Raw genomic sequence first — 16,303 nt, 5'->3', positions numbered from 1 at the left:
GTCCACGCCCGGTGCGTGGGGGTTCTTCATCCCCGGGATGCTCGCCAGGTTCCCGATCGGGATGACCGGGATCAGCATCCTGCTCTTCGTCTCCGAGACGCGGCACGACTACGGGACCGCGGGCGCCCTGTCGGCCCTCGCCGCGATCGGGTACGCCGTCGCCGCACCGCAGCTGGCGCGCCTGGCCGACCGGGTGGGGCAGCGGAGGGTCCTGCTGTCCTGCGCCGCGGTGTGTGGCGTCAGCGGCAGTGCGTTCGTCGTGAGCGCGCTGCACACCGGCATGCCGCTGTGGACGCTGTTCGTGACGGCGGCCGTGATGGGCGCGGCCACGCCCGCGATCGGCTCGATGGTGCGGGCGCGGTGGAGCGGACTGCTGGAGAGCTCGCCGCTCAAGGGGACGGCCTTCGCGCTCGAATCGCTGGTCGACGAGGTGATCTTCATCGCCGGCCCGGTCGTCGCGACCTCCCTCGCCGTCGGTGTGAACCCGACCGCGGGCATCATCGGATCGCTCGTCCTCGTGTGCGGCGGCAGCGTCCTGCTGTCGCTCAGCGGCCGGACCGAGCCCCGGAGGCGGCCCGGCGACCGTGTCACGGGCAGCGCCCTGTTCCTCGGGCCGGTCGCCGTCGTCGCGGGCGTGAACCTGTGCTTCGGCGGCATGTGGGGCTCGGTCGACATGGCCACCGTCGCCTTCTCCGGCGCCGAGGAACAGAACTTCATGGCGGGCGTGCTGCTCGGGATCTACGCGATCGGGAGCTCGGTGGCCGGCGTCGTGTACGGCGCGCGGGAATGGCCGGCGCCGCTGGCGCAGATCCTCCGTGTCTCGACCGTCATCATGGCCGTCGGCATCCTGCCGATGCTCCTCGTGCACAGCTTCCTCGCCGCCGGGATCGTGCTGCTGGTGGCCGGGGCGAGCTCCTGCCCGGCGATGATCGCCGCGATGATGCTGGTCGGGGAGGGCGTTCCAGCCTCCCGCCGGACCGAGGCGATGGCCTGGCAGTCCACGGCCCTCTGGCTCGGGGTGGCGGTCGGCTCCTCGGCCAGCGGCCACCTCGCCGACTCCTTCGGCGCGCACGCGGCGTACGCCTTCGCGGCGCTGTGCGGCGGCGTGGGCTTCGTGGTCGTCATGGCGGGGCGACGGCGCCTCGAACCGCGGCCCGCCCTGCCCACCACACCCCCGTCGAACCTCCAGACTTCCGAGCCGGGTACCCGATGACTTCCTTTCCCTCCCCACCGTGGATCGCCGACCGGATCCGAGCGCGGGCCGAGTCCGCCGACCCCGCCGTCCGTTCCCGCGTCGCCCTCCGCACCACCGGCACCGACACCACCTACGCCGAGCTCTGGGAGCGCGCGCAGAAGACGGGCGCCGAGCTGTCGGCCCTGGGCATCGGACCCGGCGACCTCGTCGGCATCCGGCTGCCCTCCGGCCCGGGCGTCGTCGTCGCCATGCTCGCGAGCTGGCTCGCCGGGGCGGCCTTCCTGCCGATGGACGCGGCGGTGCCCGACGAGTACCGGGACCGGCTGCTGAGCAGATCCGGCGCCCGGGCCCTCGTCGACGCCGAAGGCCCGCACGCGCTCGCCGGAGCGGACGCGGGCACGGCGGCGCAGCTGAACGTCGGGCGCCTCGCCGACCGGGCGGCGTACGCCATCTACACCTCCGGCTCGACCGGCACCCCGAAGGGCGTGCTCGTCGGGCAGGACGCGCTCGCCGCGCACGCGGTGGGCGTCGCGGACCTGCTCGGGCTCCAACCCGCCGACACCGTGCTGCAGTTCGCGGGGCTCGGGTTCGACGTCGCGCAGGAGGAGATCTGGCCCACGCTCGCCGTCGGCGGGACGGTGGCGTTCCTGGACTCCGCCGCCCGGGCGCTACCGTCCGTCGAACTGGCCTCCCGTGCTCGTGAGTTGAACGTCTCCATGCTGCAACTCCCCACGGCCTACTGGCGTCTGCTGTGTGCGGAGATGCAGGGCGCGGACGTCTCCTTCGCCGGTGTCCGTACCGTCGTCATCGGCGGTGAGAGCGCCGGCACGAAGGACGTCCACGCCCACCGCGCCGGACCGCTCGGCCACTGCACGCTCGTCAACGGCTACGGGCCGACCGAGACCGTCATCACCTGCACCGCCCTCGTCCTGCGCCCCGACGACCCGCTGCCGACCACCACCGGCCTGCCCATCGGCGACCCCGTCGGCGACCGACGGCTCCACGTCCTCGACGCCGACCGGCGCCCGGCCGATCCCGGCGCGCCCGGCGAACTCTGGATCGGCGGCACCCCGCTCGCCGACGGCTACCTCGACGACCCTTCCCGCGCCGCCGAGAACTTCCGCCCCGACCCGTTCTCGGCGGCCGACGACGACGCCCGCATGTACCGCACCGGCGACCTCGTGCTGCGCCACCCGGACGGCGCCGTCGAGTTCCTCGGCCGCCTCGACAACCAGGTCAAGGTGCGCGGCCACCGCATCGAGCTCGACGAGGTGGACCGGCACCTGCTTGACACGCCCGGCGTCACGGCCGCCGCCGCCGTGGCGATCGACGACGGGACGGGGACGGGTGGACGGACGCTCGCCACCGTCGTCTCGGTCGGTCCGGACGGCCCGACGGCCGACGGGATCCGCGAGCACCTGCGGGCGCGCCTGCCCCGGCACATGGTGCCCGGCCTGATCCTCGTCCGGGACCGGCTGCCGCTCACCCCCTCGGGCAAGATCGACCGCCGGGCCGTCGCGGCCGCTGCGACAGCCACGACGGCCGCCGGTCCGGAGCCCGACGTCGTCGCGCACACCGCCCAGGCTTCCGAACTCTCGCTCCTGCTGGACCTCGTCCGCACGCTGCTCCGCGCGCCCGACTTCGGCCCCGACGACGACTTCCTCGCCCGCGGCGGCGACTCGCTGGTCGCATTGCGCGTCAGCGGTGCGATGAAGCGGCACGGCTGGCGCCTGCGCGCCTCCGACCTGGTGGCGGCGGGCAGCGCGCGTGCGGTGGCGGCCCGGATGGAGCGGTTCTGAGCCCCGGCCGTTCTGAGCCCCGGCCCCATGATCCGTCATTCGTTATGAGGAGATACCGATGACCACCACATCCATCCACCGGCAACTGACCGCCTGGATCGAGAGCGAGGACTTCTCCTGTCTGGGGGCCAAGGCGGCGCTGCGCCGCGAGAGCCTGCGCCCCATCCAGGTGGGACCCATGGGCGAGGCCGCGACCACCGAGGCGCTGCACGACGCCCTGGTCGACTTCGTCACGCACGACCTCGGCCCCGACCAGAACTTCGCGTCGATCGTCGCCGTCTTCGACGGCCCGTCAGGCCTCCCCGAGCCCGAATTCCACGCCCTGCTGTGGCGCCAGCTCGCCGACCTCCACGCCCTCGACGCCGACAGCGGCTACCCCTGGGCGGAGGGAGCCAACCCGGACCCGGAATCCCCGTCGTTCGGCTTCAGCATCGCCGGCCACCCCTTCTTCATCGTCGGCCTGCACGAGAACGCGTCGCGGATCACCCGGCGGTTCGCCTTCCCCGCGCTGGCGTTCAACTCGCACCACCAGTTCAAGCGCCTCGTGGAGAACGGCGTCTACGGCGGCCTCCAGCGCCGCATCCGCGAGCGCGAACTGCGCCTCCAGGACTCGATCAACCCGAACCTCGCCGAGTTCGGCGAGTCCTCCGAGGCGCGCCAGTACTCCGGGATGGCGACGGACGGGGAGTGGCGCTGCCCGTTCCAGGCCCGCTCGGAGCAGCCCGGGGCATGATCCGAACGGGAGCTGCGCCGCCGACGTGAGGCCGGGCCCGGCCACAGGGCCCGGCTGTCGGCGCGGGCCGAAAGCGGAGGAACAGCGGCAGGCGGTCGGGCGGGTGGTAGGGAGCCGGAGCGCCATGGGCAACTGTCCATTGATGGAACGATATTGACGATCAGTCAGCTGGGTGGGCAGAATCCATGGCCGTCACCATGCCAGCCGGCAGGGGCCGTTGCCACCGGATTTGCCGTCAGGCGGGCTGCGGAGGTGCGGTGGTCGGCGGACTGCAGGGGCGCGGCCGTCGGCAGACCGCGGGCGCGGCCACCGTACCGTGAAGTGCCGCAGCCGTACACACGTTCGCTGACCAGGTTCTATGAGAGAAATCCGGGACGGGTTGCGGACACATGCAGGGGTGGCAACAGGGGGGTCGGTCCTTGATAAGTTCACCCCCATGACCACCGAGGCCCTGCGGCGACTCAACGACTCCGAGCACGGCGAGATCTGGAACCGATTCCAGGCCGCGTTCGACTTCCGACCCGACACGTCCGTCATTCCCGGCATCTCGGAGCCCGCGTCCTCGGTGACGTGGAGCCTCGACGCGCTGGACGACGACCCGGGGTACCGGAAGCTCGACCGGCTCGTCGGCGTGGTGCAGGACGGGCTCGCGCGATGTTGCCGGCCCGGCGAGGCGCTCTGGCTCCTCGACCAGCCGCACGCGTCCTACCGGCTGCGCCCGGACCTCGTGCCGGACGGCGCGGCCACGCCGCGCGTCGTCGAGGGGCAGCCGTGGCAGGGGTGGCCGCTGAGCCCGTACCCGGACGGGAACCACTCCGTCCAGCTCGCCGAGGACTTCCGCTTCGGCGTCTTCGGGCACCCGTCGGAGAAGTCCCTCTGCGTGTTCGGCACCGAGCTGCTCGACGCGATCGCCGGCGAGGTCGACGGCCTGCTCCCGCAGGTCATCCGCCGGGACGGCAAGCCCGTCGGCTGACGCTCGTCCCCCGGAGCCGGGGGCGGGGGCGGAGCCGGGGGCGGACAGGGGAGCACCGTGGGACAACCGTCGACAGATCACGCGCCGGACGGGCTCGGGCGGCGGCTCGGCACGTTCGACGCCGTCGTGATCGGCCTCGGCTCGATGATCGGGGCGGGCATCTTCGCCGCCCTCGCCCCGGCCGCCGGCGCTGCGGGGTCCGGACTGCTTCCCGGGCTCGCGCTCGCGGCCGTGGTGGCGTACTGCAACGCGACGTCGTCCGCCCGGCTGGCCGCCCGGTACCCGCAGTCCGGCGGGACGTACGTGTACGGGCGGGAGCGGCTGGGCGAGTTCTGGGGCTACCTGGCCGGATGGGGGTTCGTCGTCGGCAAGACCGCGTCGTGCGCGGCGATGGCGCTGACGGTGGGCGGCTACGTCTGGCCGGGGCAGGAGCGCGCCGTGGCGGCGGCGGCCGTCGTGGCGCTCACGGCGGTGAACTACGGCGGCGTGCAGAAGTCCGCGTGGTTCACCCGGGCGGTCGTCGCCGTGGTGCTCGCGGTGCTCGCGGCCGTCGTCGTGGCGGCCCTGACGTCCGGTGACGCGGACGCGGCCCGGCTCGGCTTCGGTGCGGACGCGTCGTTCCACGGGGTGGTGCAGGCCGCGGGCCTGCTGTTCTTCGCGTTCGCCGGCTACGCCCGGATCGCCACCCTCGGGGAGGAGGTCCGCGACCCGGCCCGCACGATCCCCCGGGCGATCCCGCTGGCCCTCGGCATCACGCTCGTCGTGTACGCGCTGGTCGCGGCCGCCGTCCTGGCGGTGCTCGGGCCCGAACGGCTGGCCGCCGCGGGTGCGCCGCTCTCGGAGGCGGTACGGGCGGCCGGTGCCGCGTGGCTGGCCCCGGTGGTGCGGGCGGGCGCGGCCGTGGCGGCGCTCGGCTCGCTGCTGGCGCTGATCCTCGGGGTCTCCCGGACGACGCTCGCGATGGCGCGCGACCGCCACCTGCCGCATGCGCTGGCGGCGGTCCACCCGCGCTTCCGGGTGCCGCACCGGGCGGAGCTCGCGGTGGGGGCCGTGGTGGCGGCCGTCGCGGCGACGGCGGACCTGCGCGGGGCGATCGGCTTCTCGTCCTTCGGCGTGCTCGCCTACTACGCGATCGCCAATGCCTCCGCCTGGACGCTGACCAGGGCCGAAGGCCGCCCGCCGCGGGCCGTCCCGGTGGTCGGCCTCGCGGGCTGCCTGGTGCTGGCGTTCGCGCTGCCGCCGTCATCGGTGGCCGCCGGCGCCGCCGTCCTCGCGGTCGGCGCCGGGGCCTACGCCGTGGGTACTACGCGACGGAGTCGGTGAGCACCTTCGCGAGGAAGGCGTCGAGATTGCCCACCGTGCGGACGATCTGCTCCTCCACCGGCAGCGACTCGTTGGGACGCGTCACCAGCGTCGACTTCTTGAGGCCGCGCACGTACAGCGAGCAGGCCAGGTCGGCGCAGATGTAGCTGCCGACGGAGTTGCCCTCGCGCCCGGCGGCGCCGGCCCGACGGGCGGCCAGCAGCGCGACGCCGGAACCGGCGTGGGCGGTGACGCACAACGAGCACACGTTGCTCTTGGTGAGGCTGCGGCGCACCGACGGCACCCGCAGGGTGACGCCGACGAGCTCGCCGCCGTGGTGGGCCACCAGGTAGGCGCGGTCGGGCGCGCCCGGATCCCGCCAGCCGAGGAAGTCCAGCTGCTCCCACGGGAGTTCGGCCAGCCCCCGGGGGAGGTTGAGCCGGCGGGCCTCGCCCTTGGAGCAGTTGACGAAGGATTCGCGGATCTCGGTCTCGTTCAGGGGTTGCATGGGGCGGAAGCTAACACCCGTACGCGCACGATGTCGCGGCAATTTCCGGCGCGCAGGCGTGGGGTCGCCCGTTTCCCCTCCCGTTCCACGGTATACCGCACGGGGGATCTTGCCGCAAGGCCCCCATATCGGGCGAAGATGGACCTCCGCGTGACGGGACGCGGCGGACGGACGGGAAGTGACGAACATGCGGGTGCTGTTGTCCACGATCGGCTCGCGGGGCGAGGCGCAACCGGTGGTCGCACTGGCGCTGCGGTTGCTGGAGCTGGGCCAGGAGGCCGTGGTGTGCGCGCCGCCCGACTTCGAGGAGTGGGCGCGGTCGCTGGGGATCGAGTACGTGCCGGTGGGCCCGCTGCTGCACGGGACGGCGAAGCGCCCGGCCGGGCAGGTGCCCACGCCCGAGCAGCGGCGGCGGATGATCGAGAGCACGGTGGCCGACCAGTTCAAGGCCGTGGGCACGGCGGCCGAGGGGTGCGACGTGATCGTGGGCGGCGGCGCGCTGGCGGTCGCGGCGCGCTCGGTCGCCGAACAGCGGGGCGCCGGCTACGTCTACGCCGCGTTCGCGCCCATCACGCTGCCGTCGCCGCACCACGCGCCGCCCGTCTTCGGGATGCTCGGCGAGAAGCCGGCGGACGGGAGCGTCGACAACCGGACGCTGTGGGACCGCGACGCCCACCGCTGGAACGTCATGTGGGGTGCGGCGCTCAACGTCCAGCGGGAGGCCGTCGGCCTCGGCCCGATCGGCGACGTCAGCCGGCACATCTTCACCGGCACCCCGTGGCTCGCCGCCGATCCGACGCTGGCGCCGTGGCCCGGGCGGTCGGAGCTGGACGTCCGGCAGACCGGGGCGTGGACCCTGGCGGACGACCGCCCGCTCCCGGCCGAGCTGACGGCGTTCCTCGACGCCGGTGAACCTCCGGTCCACGTCGGCTTCGGCAGCGTCCGCGCCCCCGAGGACGCCGCCCGGACGATGCTCGCCGCCGCCCGCGTCCTCGGCCGTCGCGTGATCCTCGCCCGGGGCTGGGCCGACCTGGCCGCGGACCTGGCCGCGCCCGACTGCCTGGTGATCGGCGAGGTGAACCAACAGGCGCTGTTCCGGCGGGTCGCCGCGGTCGTGCACCACGGCGGGGCGGGCACGACCACCGCGGCCGCCGGGGCCGGCGCGCCGCAGGTCGTCGTGCCGCAGATGTTCGATCAGTTCTACTTCGCCCAGCGCGTCGAGCAGCTCCACATCGGCGCCGCGCACCCGGGCGGCGAGCTGACGGCCGACTCCCTGACGGCGGAGCTGCGGCGGGCCCTGGCTCCGCGGACCGTCGAGAAGGCCCGGGAACTGGCCGGCCGGGTCCGGACGGACGGGGCGCTGGTGGCGGCACGTCGGCTGATCGACAAGCAGTACTGATCCAGGCAGTAATGAAGGGAGGAGTGCCGAATCGCGGGGGCGTGATGCACCGGCGGCAATCCGCCGCCGCGTGCCCCTCTGCGCCCCGGGGAAGGGGGCGGGCGGCGTTGACGGCGGGCGGCGCCGGGGCGGAGCGTGAACCGTGCACCACGCGCCCTCCGCCGATGAAGAGGAGCCCCACCGTGCGTCGAAGAACCTCCGTCCTCACCGCCTGCGCCGCCGCCCTCGCCGCCCTCCTCGGGTCCGCCACCGTTGCCGGAGCCGCCCCCGCCACCGTCGCGGCCCCGGCCGCCCGCGTCGTGAACCCGCCGTTCGGGACACAGATGCGCATTCCCCAGTACAACCCCGTCCCGGCGGGCTGGGCGGTGGTCGGCATCAACACCGCCGTCCACGACAAGCTCATCGAGTACCTCGGCGGCGCCCCCTACGGCGCCAGGGTCGCCGTCCTCGCCAACACCACCGTGCCGGCCGGCTGGGTGCTCGTCGGGGCCTCGCTCGACGGCCAGACCGCCCAGGTCTCCTACCTCGGCGGCGCCGCGCACGGCGCCGGGGCCACCGCCTACGTCGTGTGCTGGATGCCCGGCGGGCGCGTCTACGGCTACCCCGTCCCCGCAGGGTGGACGGTCACGGGCACCGTCACCCAGGGCGCCTGCACCTACCAGTACCTCCGCTACCCCTGAGGCAAAACCGCCTCGCCGTTGACCTCCCGTCAACTCTCCGTGCGCTAGCCTCCCCCCTGGCATGACCACATGCCGATCTCGATCCTGGGGGGATCACATGGCAATCGGACGACGGCAACTCCTGTCCTCCATAGCACTCACCGCCCTGGCCGTGCCCGTGCTGGCCAAGGGCACCGCGACCCGCGCGGCCGCGGCGGCGGGTAGCACGGCCGCCCCGGCCGCCGGCTCCGGGCCGCTGTTCATGCAGGTCGTCGCGCACGAGGACGACGACATCCTGTTCATGAACCCGGACCTGTCCAACTCGCTCGCCAACGGCACGCCGTCGGTCACGGTCTTCGTCACCGCCGGCAACGGGACCGGCGACCCGTGCCCCACCGTCTGCTGGGACCCGGCCGGCGAGCCGCTGCGCACCTGGAACCGGCAGATGGGCGCGATCAACGCCTACTCGCGGATGACCGGCGTCGGCGACACCGACCCGTCGACCGACGAGGTGGGGCACTGGACGGCCGAGGCGTGGACGGTCGCGGGCAAGCAGGTCGAGCGGTACGTCCTCAAGGACCGGCCGGTGCACCTCGTCTTCATGAACCTGCACGACGCCCAGCTCGCCGGTGTCCTGGGCGGCGCCACGGACACCACGGTCGTCCCCGTCGGCAGCCCGATGACCGGTCCTTCCACCTTCACGGCCGCGGACGTGGTCGAGGTGCTGCGGCAGATCATGGTGACGTACCAGCCCACCGTGCTCCGGGCCCAGGACGACCTCCCGGACAGCCGCTACTCCGCCGACCACGGGGACCACGTGGCCGCCGCGCGGTTCGCGGGGCTCGCGGCCGCCAAGTACGGCGGTCAGCTGATCCAGGTGAACTACCGGGACTACAACATCGGCGACGGCCCGGTGAACCTCGACCCCGCGACGGTCGGCGACAAGGGCGTGTTCGTCTCCGAGTACGCCAGCCACGACCACTCGGGGAACTACTCGCAGTCCTGGTACGCCCGGATGTACTACCGCTGGTCCCGGGGCACCTCCTGGGCGGGGCTCAACCAGGACGGCCGGCCGCAGGTGTTCGTCGTCCGCAGCGGCGCGCTCTACACGAACTGGCGCCAGGCGGACGGCACCTGGTCCGCCCCGCTGCGGATGGCCGACCCGGGTGGGTGGCTCGTCCCGGCCCTCGCGGTCGGCACCAACGCCGACGGCCGGCTGCAGGTGTTCGGCCGCCGGCTGACCGACCACCGCATCGTCTCCCTGGCCCAGCTCACGCCCAACGGGGCGTGGGCGTCCTCGTGGACCGACCACGGCAACCCCAACGCCGGGTTCGGCAACGAGGACCAGGTTGGCGTGCCCGCCGTTGCCAACGACCAGGACGGCCGGCTGGAGGTCTTCGTCAAGAACGGCGGGGGAGGTGTCAGCCGCACCGGTCAGACCGCCCCCGGCGGCGCGTGGTCGGGCACGTGGGCCGACCACGGCGGCAGCGACGTCCAGGACCCGGTCACCGCGATCCGCAACGGTACCGGGGCCATCGAGGTGTTCGCGAGCACCCGCACGGGGATCCTCGGCTGGTGGCAGAGCGCGCCCAACGGCACCTTCGCGGGCCCGGGCCAGATCCCGAACGCCCAGCCGGCCAGTCCGCCGAAGGCCGCGCTCGACCAGGACGGCCGCATCGAACTCGCCTACCGCGAGGCCGGCACCGGCGCCGTGCTGGTCAGTTACCAGACGCAGGTCGGCGGCGCGTGGAGCCAGTCCCCGGCCTCCCTCGGCGGCCACCTGGGCGTCGGCGAGCCCGCCGCGACCACGGCCGGTGGCCAGGTCGTCCTGTTCGAGCGCAACCGGGGCGGCGGCGTGAGCACCACCGCCCAGACCGCGCCGAACTCCGGCTACGGCGCCTGGCAGGACCTCGGGGGCACCGTCCTCGACTACCCGTCGGCCGTCGTCGACGGCGCCGGCGTGCTCCACGTCCTCGCGATCGGCACGGACGGCCGCGTGTACTTCCGCGCGGGCACGACGCCGACGACCTTCGGCGACTGGCAGGCCCTGCCGGTCTGACCCGTTTGACCCGTTTGACCCGTTCGACTCGTTTGACCCGGCGAGAGGCGGCTGGCCGGGACCCCTCCCGGTCGGCCGCCGCCTCAGGGGCGGGGAGTCCAGCCGGGCGGGGTGAGGGCGGTGTCGGCGAGGATCCGCGCCACCGTGGCGTCCAGGGTGCTGTGTTGGGGGACGACCCGCTCGACGCCGCCCGGCAGGAGGTCCCGGGGCCGGTACCACTCGGCCATGTCGGCGGGGGAGAACTCGGCGGACTGCGGGCGGGTGGCGTGGCGGCGCACCGTCTCGTCGAACTCGACGTCCAGGTAGTAGAGGTGGGTGCGGCCCCGGTGGCCGGCGGCGAGGCGGGCCAGCATCGGGCCGTAGCGGTCGGCGGCGAGGATGCCCTCCACGACGACGTGGTAGCCGTGGTCGAGCGCGTGCCGGGCGACGAGCTCGACGAGGCCGATGTTCGCCCCGCCGGGCACGTCGCGTTCGCGCAGGACCGTCCGGCGGAGGACGTCCTGGGCGACGACGGCGACGCCCCGCCCGTAGGCGGCGCGCAGCCGCGCGGCGACGGTGGACTTGCCGGCGCCGCTCGGCCCGCGCACCACGATCAGCACGGTGTCCGTGGTTCCTGTCACGCGGGTACCGTACCCGCGCGCCTCCGCCCGGACACGGCTCTCACAGGCCCGGGTACGTCTTCCGGAGGTGCGCGAGGAGAGCCGCCGTCGGGGCCGTGCGCGGTCGGTCGGTGGGGTGGACCAGGGCGATCCGGGCGAGGGGGACCGGGGACGTCAGGGGGCGGACGCGCAGGCCGGGGGAGTGGGTCGGGGTCGGGAGGACCGCCACGCCCATGCCGTGGGCGGCCAGTTCGAGGAGGTGGGCCGGGGCGGCGGCCTCGACGGCGATGGCCGGGGTCGCGCCGGCCTCGGCGAAGGCGCGTTCCAGTGCGGTGCGCAGGCCGGTGCCGTGCGGGGTGCCGACGAGGGCGTGGCCGGCGAGTTCGGCGACCGGGAGCGGGCCGTCGGCGGCCAGCGGGTGGTCGTGGGGGAGCACCGCGGCGAGCGGGATCTCCAGGACCGGGTGCAGGGCGAGGCCCGCGAGGGTGTCCCAGCCGTCGTCGCCGGGACGGCCGCTCGCGGGGGCGGGGAGTCCGGCGACGGCCAGGTCGAGACGGCCGGCGCGGAGCTCGGCGAGCAGGTGGCGGGTGGTGTTCTCGGCGAGCGAGAGGTCGATGCCGGGGTGTTCCTTGCGGAACGCGGCGAGCGTCGTGGCGAGGCCGGGCAGCGAGGGCAGGGCGCCGGAGCCGGGGAGCGCCGCGCCGGAGACCGTCCCGAGCCGGACGTGCCCGCGCCGGAGGCCGCCGAACTCCTGGGCCGCGCGCCGCGCTTCCCCGGCCGCGGCGAGGGCGGCCCTGGCGTGCGGGAGGACGGCCTCGCCGGCCGGGGTCAGGCCGACGCGGCGCCCGGAGCGGTCGAGGAGCCGCTGGCCGAGGTCCTTCTCCAGCTGCCTGATCTGCGCGCTGACGCCGGGTTGGCTCACGTGCAGCAGTTCGGCGGCCCGGGTGAAGCTGCCTTCCCGGGCGACGGTGACGAAGTAGGTGAGCTGCCGGAGTTCCATAACCTGCGATTATCCCGGGAAGAAGATCCAGGTCTTGGACGCGCGGACGCTCCCGCCCGCAGGCTGGGTGCATGCAAACCGTGTCACGAGCACAGGACCCAGCGTGGCTGCGCGAGCAGATCGCGGCCGAGCGCAGTGAACTCGCCGACGTGCTGGACTCCTTGACCGCCGACCAGTGGAACTCGCCGTCACTGTGCGACGGTTGGACCGTCCGCGCGGTCGCCGCCCACATGAGCACCGGCTTCCGCCACTCCAGAGCCCGCACCCTGCTGGAGATCGTCCGGGCGGGCGGGTCGATCCACCGCATGGCGGACCGGGTGGCCCGCCGGGACGCCGCCGCCCTGAGCGAGCAGGAGATCGCCGCCGCGCTCCGCGACAATGCCGCCCACCCGTGGCGCCCGCCGGTCGGCGGCCGGATCGCGGGCCTGGCGCACGACGCCGTCCACGGCCTCGACATCACCGTGGCGCTCGGCCTCCCGGCCCGCCTCCCGCTCCCGCGCGCCACCGCCCTGCTCGACGCGATCACCCCGCGCGGCCTGCGCTTCTTCGGCGCGCGCCTCGACGGCGTCCGGCTGCGGGCCGTCGACGCGGACTGGCGGTACGGCGACGGCGCGGACCTCGTCGAGGGCCGGTCCCAGGAGCTGCTGCTCCTCGCCTACGGCCGGCGCGTGCCCGCAGGCCTCCTCGCCGGCTCCGGCGCGGCGCGGTTCGCGCGGTGACGCGTGCCCCCGACGCGGCCGGCGCCGGTGCGCGAACTCCGGGAAACCGGCAGGGACATGGCGTTATGGTGCGATTGCACAGCGTCAGTGGACCCGAGAAGAGCCCGAGGAACGACCCGCAGAAGAACGTGAGGTAGGAGCAGTCATGCACCAGCAGGACTTCGTCAGCGCCCCCGTACTGATCCTGAGCGCCCTCGCCGCCGACCCCGCCCGCCGGGCGGTCACCACCGCCGACGGCGTGGACGTCACGGCGGGCGACTTCGCCGCCGCCACCTACCGCCTCGCCCGCGAGCTCGCCGACCGCGGCGCGGCGCGCGGCGTCACCGTCACCCTGTTGACCGGCAACACCGCCGAGGCGCTGAGCGCCCGCTACGCCGCGAGCCTCGCGGGTGCGCGGCTGGTCAGCCTGTACGAGGGCATGGGCGCCCCGACGATGGCCGAGATCGTGGCGAGCGTCGACACCGCCGTGCTGCTCGTCGACGCCGAACGCTTCCCGGTGGCCGAGGAGCTGCTGCCCCTGGTCGACGTCCCGACCGTCCTCTCGCTCGGGCCGGGCGGGCCCGGCGAGGACGTCGTCGCCGCCTCCGCCGCACAGCCGGCCGAGCCGCCGTCGGTCCGCATCGGCCCGGACGACGACTGGGGCATCCGCCACACCGGCGGCACCACCGGCATCCCCAAGGGCATCCGCAGCCTGCACGGCCCCTACCGGCGCATCTTCGACGCGTCGCCGTACGGGGCCGGCGAGCGGCCCCGCTTCCTCGCGGCCACCTCGATCGCCCACCTCGCCGGGGTGTTCGTCGACCTCGCGCTCTACCACGGCGGTTCGGTCGTCCTCCAGCGCGCGTTCGACCCGGGCGACGTGCTGGCGGCCGTCGAGCGCGAGCGCATCACGGACCTGTGGGTCCTGCCGCCCCTGCTCTACCGGCTGCTCGACCACCCGGCGATCGGCCGCACCGACCTGTCCAGCGTGGCCCGGGTCCTCTACGGCGGCTGCGCGGCCTCGCCGACGCGGATCCGGGAGGCGATCAAGGTGTTCGGCCCGGTGCTGGCGAGCGGCTACGGGCAGTCCGAGGCGCAGAACATCGCCGTCCTCGGCCCGCACGAGCACGACCGCGTCGGGCGCGGCGGCCAGATCTCGGTGGGCCGCCCCCTCCCGGGCGTCGAGGTGGCCATCCGCGCGGCGGACGGCACCGACCTGCCGGTGGGGGAGCAGGGCGGGATCCACGTGCGCTCGGCCTCCGTCATGGCCGGCTACTGGAAGCGGCCCGACCTCACCGCCGCGGTGCTGCGCGACGGCTGGCTCGACACCGGGGACGTCGGCTACGTCGACGAGGACGGCTACCTCTACCTCGCCGACCGGCTCAAGGACGTGATCATCGTGGTCGGCGGCCACGTCTACCCGTCCGACGTCGAGGACCTGCTGGTCACCCACCCGGCGATCGCCCAGTGCGCGGTGTTCGGCGTGCGCGACGGCGACGAGGCCGAACACGTCCACGTCGCCGTCGTGCCGGCGCCCGGGCGGCGCCCGGAGCTCGACGACGTACGGGAGTTCGTGACGGCGCGCAAGGGGCGGATGTACGCGCCCGAGGCCCTGCACGTGGTGGACGAGATCCCGCTGACGGCGGTCGGCAAGCCCGACAAGAAGCGGCTGCGCGCCGCGCTCTGACGCGGTGGCGATCGGACGGGTCGGTATCACGCCGACACCACGCCGAGGTGACCAAACGTCAATACCTCACAGGATCCGGCCAAGTTGAGCGTATCCGTCCGATGGCTGGAAAGGGCGTGTCCGTATTTCGGACGGAGGTATGGACTTCGCACGCCGGGGGCGACCGGCCGACCGGAGGGCCGGTTTCCCCTGCGCAGCGCGCTGCGGGCCCCTTTGCGGGGCGGATAAGCGGCGCGTGAAGGCCGGTCGGGGCGGTGGCGGGATCGGACCGGCCATCGCTTCGTCCGGAAACGGACCTGGCGGTTGCCGCGTGTCGAATCAGTGACCGAGAGTCGTACTGATGAACGAGAAGAGCGATACTCCGTCCCCTCCCCGCCCTCGCCTCCTCGGTCACCGAGACTTCCGGCTCCTGCTCGCGGGCGCCGCCGCGGCCCAGACGGGCAGTCAGGTGACCCTGGTCGCCCTCCCGTTGGTCGCCGTGCTGGTGCTGGACGCCGACCCCTTCCAGGTCGGCCTGCTCACCGCCGCCGAGACCGCCGCCTTCCTGCTGGTCGGCCTGCCCGCCGGGGCCTGGCTCGACCGGATGCGCAAACTGCCCGTGCTGATCCGCGCCGACGTCGTGCGCTGCGTGGCCGTCGGGTCCATCCCGCCGGCCGCCGCGCTCGGCGCGCTGACGATGGCCCAGCTCTACGCCGTCGCGCTGGTCACCGGCGTGGCGACGGTGTTCTTCGACGTCGCCCACCAGTCCTTCCTGCCGACCGTCCTGCCGCGCGAGCACCTCGTCGGCGGCAACGGCGCGCTGGAGACGGTCCGCTCCTCGGCGCAGATCGCCGGGCCCGGCCTCGGCGGCGGACTCGTCCAACTCCTCGGCGCGCCGCTCGCGATCGTCGCCGACGCCTGCGGCTACCTGGCCTCCGCGCTGCTGCTCACCCGGATCCGCGCCGAGGAACCGCAGCCGGAGCCCGTGGCCGGGAAGTCGCTGCGCGCCGAGGTGGGGGAGGGCGTGCGGTTCGTGCTCGGGCACCCGCTGCTGCGGGTCATCGCCGCCGCCACCGCCGTCTCCAACCTGTTCGCCGCCGTGCTGATGGCCGTCCAGACCGTGTTCTGGGTGCGCGTGCTCGACCTCCCGCCCGGCGCCATCGGCGTGCTGCTGTCGGCCTCCGCCGTCGGCGGCCTCGCCGGGGCGCTGTGCGCCGGGCCGCTCGCCCGGGGCGTCGGGCAGGCCCGCCTGATCTGGCTCGCCCCGGTCGTCACCGGACCGTTCGCCGTGCTGTGGCCGCTGGCCGACGGCGGCCTCGGCGTCGTCCTCTTCGGCGTCGGCTCGGCCGTGGTGCTGTTCGGCGCGGTCGCCTACAACGTCGCCCAGGTGAGCTTCCGCCAGTCCGTCTGCCCGCCCGACCTGCTCGGCCGGATGAACGCCACCATGCGCTTCCTCGTCTGGGGCACGCTGCCCCTCGGCGCGCTCGCCGGGGGCGCCGTCGCCGACGCGGCCGGGCCGCGCACCGCGCTGTGGCTGTGCGCGGCGGGCTTCCTGCTCGTGCCCGTGCCGCTGCTGCTCTCGCCGCTGCTCCGGATGCGCGACCTGCCGACAGCCGTCGCGCCCGCTCCGGAGGCGGCGGCGGAGGCGTCCGAGACGAGGGCGCAGACGCCCGACACGGCCGTGAGCCCCACGCCCTGAACCCGTACCGAGAC

At 74.4% G+C, this 16,303-nt stretch carries 14 protein-coding genes; 11 read left to right on the top strand and 3 right to left on the bottom strand.

Going from position 1 to position 16,303, the window contains the following annotated elements; translation table 11 throughout:
* Positions 1-37 precede the first annotated feature (37 nt).
* From ACFVU9_RS01300 to ACFVU9_RS01280, 5 genes are all read left to right on the top strand, one after another.
* Complete coding sequence (locus ACFVU9_RS01300; RefSeq protein WP_387588771.1) at positions 38-1,213, top strand: MFS transporter; 1,176 nt, start codon at positions 38-40, stop codon at positions 1,211-1,213.
* Positions 1,210-2,994, top strand: coding sequence for a non-ribosomal peptide synthetase (locus tag ACFVU9_RS01295; protein ID WP_387588769.1), 1,785 nt, complete (start codon positions 1,210-1,212; stop codon positions 2,992-2,994). The genes ACFVU9_RS01300 and ACFVU9_RS01295 overlap by 4 nt, the downstream gene beginning before the upstream one ends.
* Positions 2,995-3,052: 58 nt before the next feature.
* On the top strand, positions 3,053-3,727 hold the full coding sequence (gene gntA, locus ACFVU9_RS01290; protein ID WP_387588767.1) for a guanitoxin biosynthesis heme-dependent pre-guanitoxin N-hydroxylase GntA: 675 nt from the start codon (positions 3,053-3,055) through the stop codon (positions 3,725-3,727).
* Positions 3,728-4,163: 436 nt separating this feature from the next.
* The gene (locus ACFVU9_RS01285) at positions 4,164-4,700 is read left to right on the top strand and encodes a DUF2716 domain-containing protein (protein ID WP_380445824.1); all 537 of its coding nucleotides are present in this window, start codon (positions 4,164-4,166) and stop codon (positions 4,698-4,700) included.
* 57 nt (positions 4,701-4,757) lie between these two features.
* The gene (locus ACFVU9_RS01280; protein WP_387588765.1) at positions 4,758-6,023 is read left to right on the top strand and encodes an APC family permease; all 1,266 of its coding nucleotides are present in this window, start codon (positions 4,758-4,760) and stop codon (positions 6,021-6,023) included.
* Here ACFVU9_RS01280 and ACFVU9_RS01275 read toward each other — a convergent pair.
* The gene (locus ACFVU9_RS01275; protein ID WP_380445822.1) at positions 6,004-6,510 is read right to left on the bottom strand and encodes an FBP domain-containing protein; all 507 of its coding nucleotides are present in this window, start codon (positions 6,508-6,510) and stop codon (positions 6,004-6,006) included. The two genes, ACFVU9_RS01280 and ACFVU9_RS01275, sit on opposite strands and share 20 nt — an antisense overlap.
* A gap of 187 nt (positions 6,511-6,697) precedes the next feature.
* Between ACFVU9_RS01275 and ACFVU9_RS01270 the strand changes: the two genes are divergently transcribed.
* The 3 genes from ACFVU9_RS01270 (at position 6,698) to ACFVU9_RS01260 (ending at position 10,627) form a co-directional block, all read left to right on the top strand.
* Positions 6,698-7,909 carry a glycosyltransferase gene (locus tag ACFVU9_RS01270; protein ID WP_380445826.1) on the top strand — a complete coding sequence of 404 codons (1,212 nt, stop codon included), beginning with the start codon at positions 6,698-6,700 and terminating at the stop codon, positions 7,907-7,909.
* A 182-nt stretch (positions 7,910-8,091) separates the two neighbouring features.
* The gene (locus ACFVU9_RS01265; protein WP_380445820.1) at positions 8,092-8,589 is read left to right on the top strand and encodes a hypothetical protein; all 498 of its coding nucleotides are present in this window, start codon (positions 8,092-8,094) and stop codon (positions 8,587-8,589) included.
* A gap of 97 nt (positions 8,590-8,686) precedes the next feature.
* Positions 8,687-10,627 (top strand): PIG-L family deacetylase, encoded by a 1,941-nt coding sequence (locus ACFVU9_RS01260; RefSeq protein ID WP_387588762.1) that lies wholly within the window; start codon positions 8,687-8,689, stop codon positions 10,625-10,627.
* An 83-nt stretch (positions 10,628-10,710) separates the two neighbouring features.
* Here the strand turns inward: ACFVU9_RS01260 and ACFVU9_RS01255 are convergent, their stop codons facing one another.
* Both ACFVU9_RS01255 and ACFVU9_RS01250 read right to left on the bottom strand, forming a co-directional pair.
* Complete coding sequence (locus tag ACFVU9_RS01255) at positions 10,711-11,247, bottom strand: kinase (RefSeq protein WP_380445818.1); 537 nt, start codon at positions 11,245-11,247, stop codon at positions 10,711-10,713.
* 40 nt (positions 11,248-11,287) lie between these two features.
* Positions 11,288-12,226: a LysR family transcriptional regulator gene (locus ACFVU9_RS01250; RefSeq protein ID WP_380504357.1), complete on the bottom strand. Its 939-nt coding sequence runs from the start codon at positions 12,224-12,226 to the stop codon at positions 11,288-11,290.
* Between the two features lie 80 nt (positions 12,227-12,306).
* Between ACFVU9_RS01250 and ACFVU9_RS01245 the strand changes: the two genes are divergently transcribed.
* The 3 genes from ACFVU9_RS01245 (at position 12,307) to ACFVU9_RS01235 (ending at position 16,289) form a co-directional block, all read left to right on the top strand.
* Entirely contained in the window at positions 12,307-12,945 is a 639-nt protein-coding gene (locus ACFVU9_RS01245) for a maleylpyruvate isomerase family mycothiol-dependent enzyme (RefSeq protein ID WP_387588759.1), read from the top strand.
* A 145-nt stretch (positions 12,946-13,090) separates the two neighbouring features.
* Positions 13,091-14,611 (top strand): AMP-binding protein, encoded by a 1,521-nt coding sequence (locus ACFVU9_RS01240; protein ID WP_387588757.1) that lies wholly within the window; start codon positions 13,091-13,093, stop codon positions 14,609-14,611.
* Positions 14,612-14,951: 340 nt separating this feature from the next.
* A complete protein-coding gene (locus ACFVU9_RS01235) occupies positions 14,952-16,289 on the top strand; it encodes an MFS transporter (protein WP_387588755.1) in 1,338 nt (445 codons plus the stop codon).
* Positions 16,290-16,303 lie beyond the last annotated feature (14 nt).

The sequence above is a fragment of the Kitasatospora sp. NPDC057936 genome (assembly GCF_042887525.1).
Lineage (GTDB): Bacteria > Actinomycetota > Actinomycetes > Streptomycetales > Streptomycetaceae > Kitasatospora.
The sequence above is the reverse complement of the archived record's forward strand: the minus strand, read 5'-3'. Positions and strand labels throughout refer to the sequence as shown.

What these genes read in the sequence shown, in the direction of transcription:
- ACFVU9_RS01300 (WP_387588771.1), top strand. Translation starts at nt 38, where the DNA reads ATGCTCGCCAGGTTCCCGATCGGGATGACCGGGATCAGCATCCTGCTC.
- ACFVU9_RS01285 (WP_380445824.1), top strand. Translation starts at nt 4,164, where the DNA reads ATGACCACCGAGGCCCTGCGGCGACTCAACGACTCCGAGCACGGCGAG.
- ACFVU9_RS01275 (WP_380445822.1), bottom strand. Translation starts at nt 6,510, where the DNA reads ATGCAACCCCTGAACGAGACCGAGATCCGCGAATCCTTCGTCAACTGC.
- ACFVU9_RS01235 (WP_387588755.1), top strand. Translation starts at nt 14,952, where the DNA reads ATGAACGAGAAGAGCGATACTCCGTCCCCTCCCCGCCCTCGCCTCCTC.
- ACFVU9_RS01250 (WP_380504357.1), bottom strand. Translation starts at nt 12,226, where the DNA reads ATGGAACTCCGGCAGCTCACCTACTTCGTCACCGTCGCCCGGGAAGGC.
- gntA (WP_387588767.1), top strand. Translation starts at nt 3,053, where the DNA reads ATGACCACCACATCCATCCACCGGCAACTGACCGCCTGGATCGAGAGC.
- ACFVU9_RS01260 (WP_387588762.1), top strand. Translation starts at nt 8,687, where the DNA reads ATGGCAATCGGACGACGGCAACTCCTGTCCTCCATAGCACTCACCGCC.
- ACFVU9_RS01240 (WP_387588757.1), top strand. Translation starts at nt 13,091, where the DNA reads ATGCACCAGCAGGACTTCGTCAGCGCCCCCGTACTGATCCTGAGCGCC.
- ACFVU9_RS01270 (WP_380445826.1), top strand. Translation starts at nt 6,698, where the DNA reads ATGCGGGTGCTGTTGTCCACGATCGGCTCGCGGGGCGAGGCGCAACCG.
- ACFVU9_RS01295 (WP_387588769.1), top strand. Translation starts at nt 1,210, where the DNA reads ATGACTTCCTTTCCCTCCCCACCGTGGATCGCCGACCGGATCCGAGCG.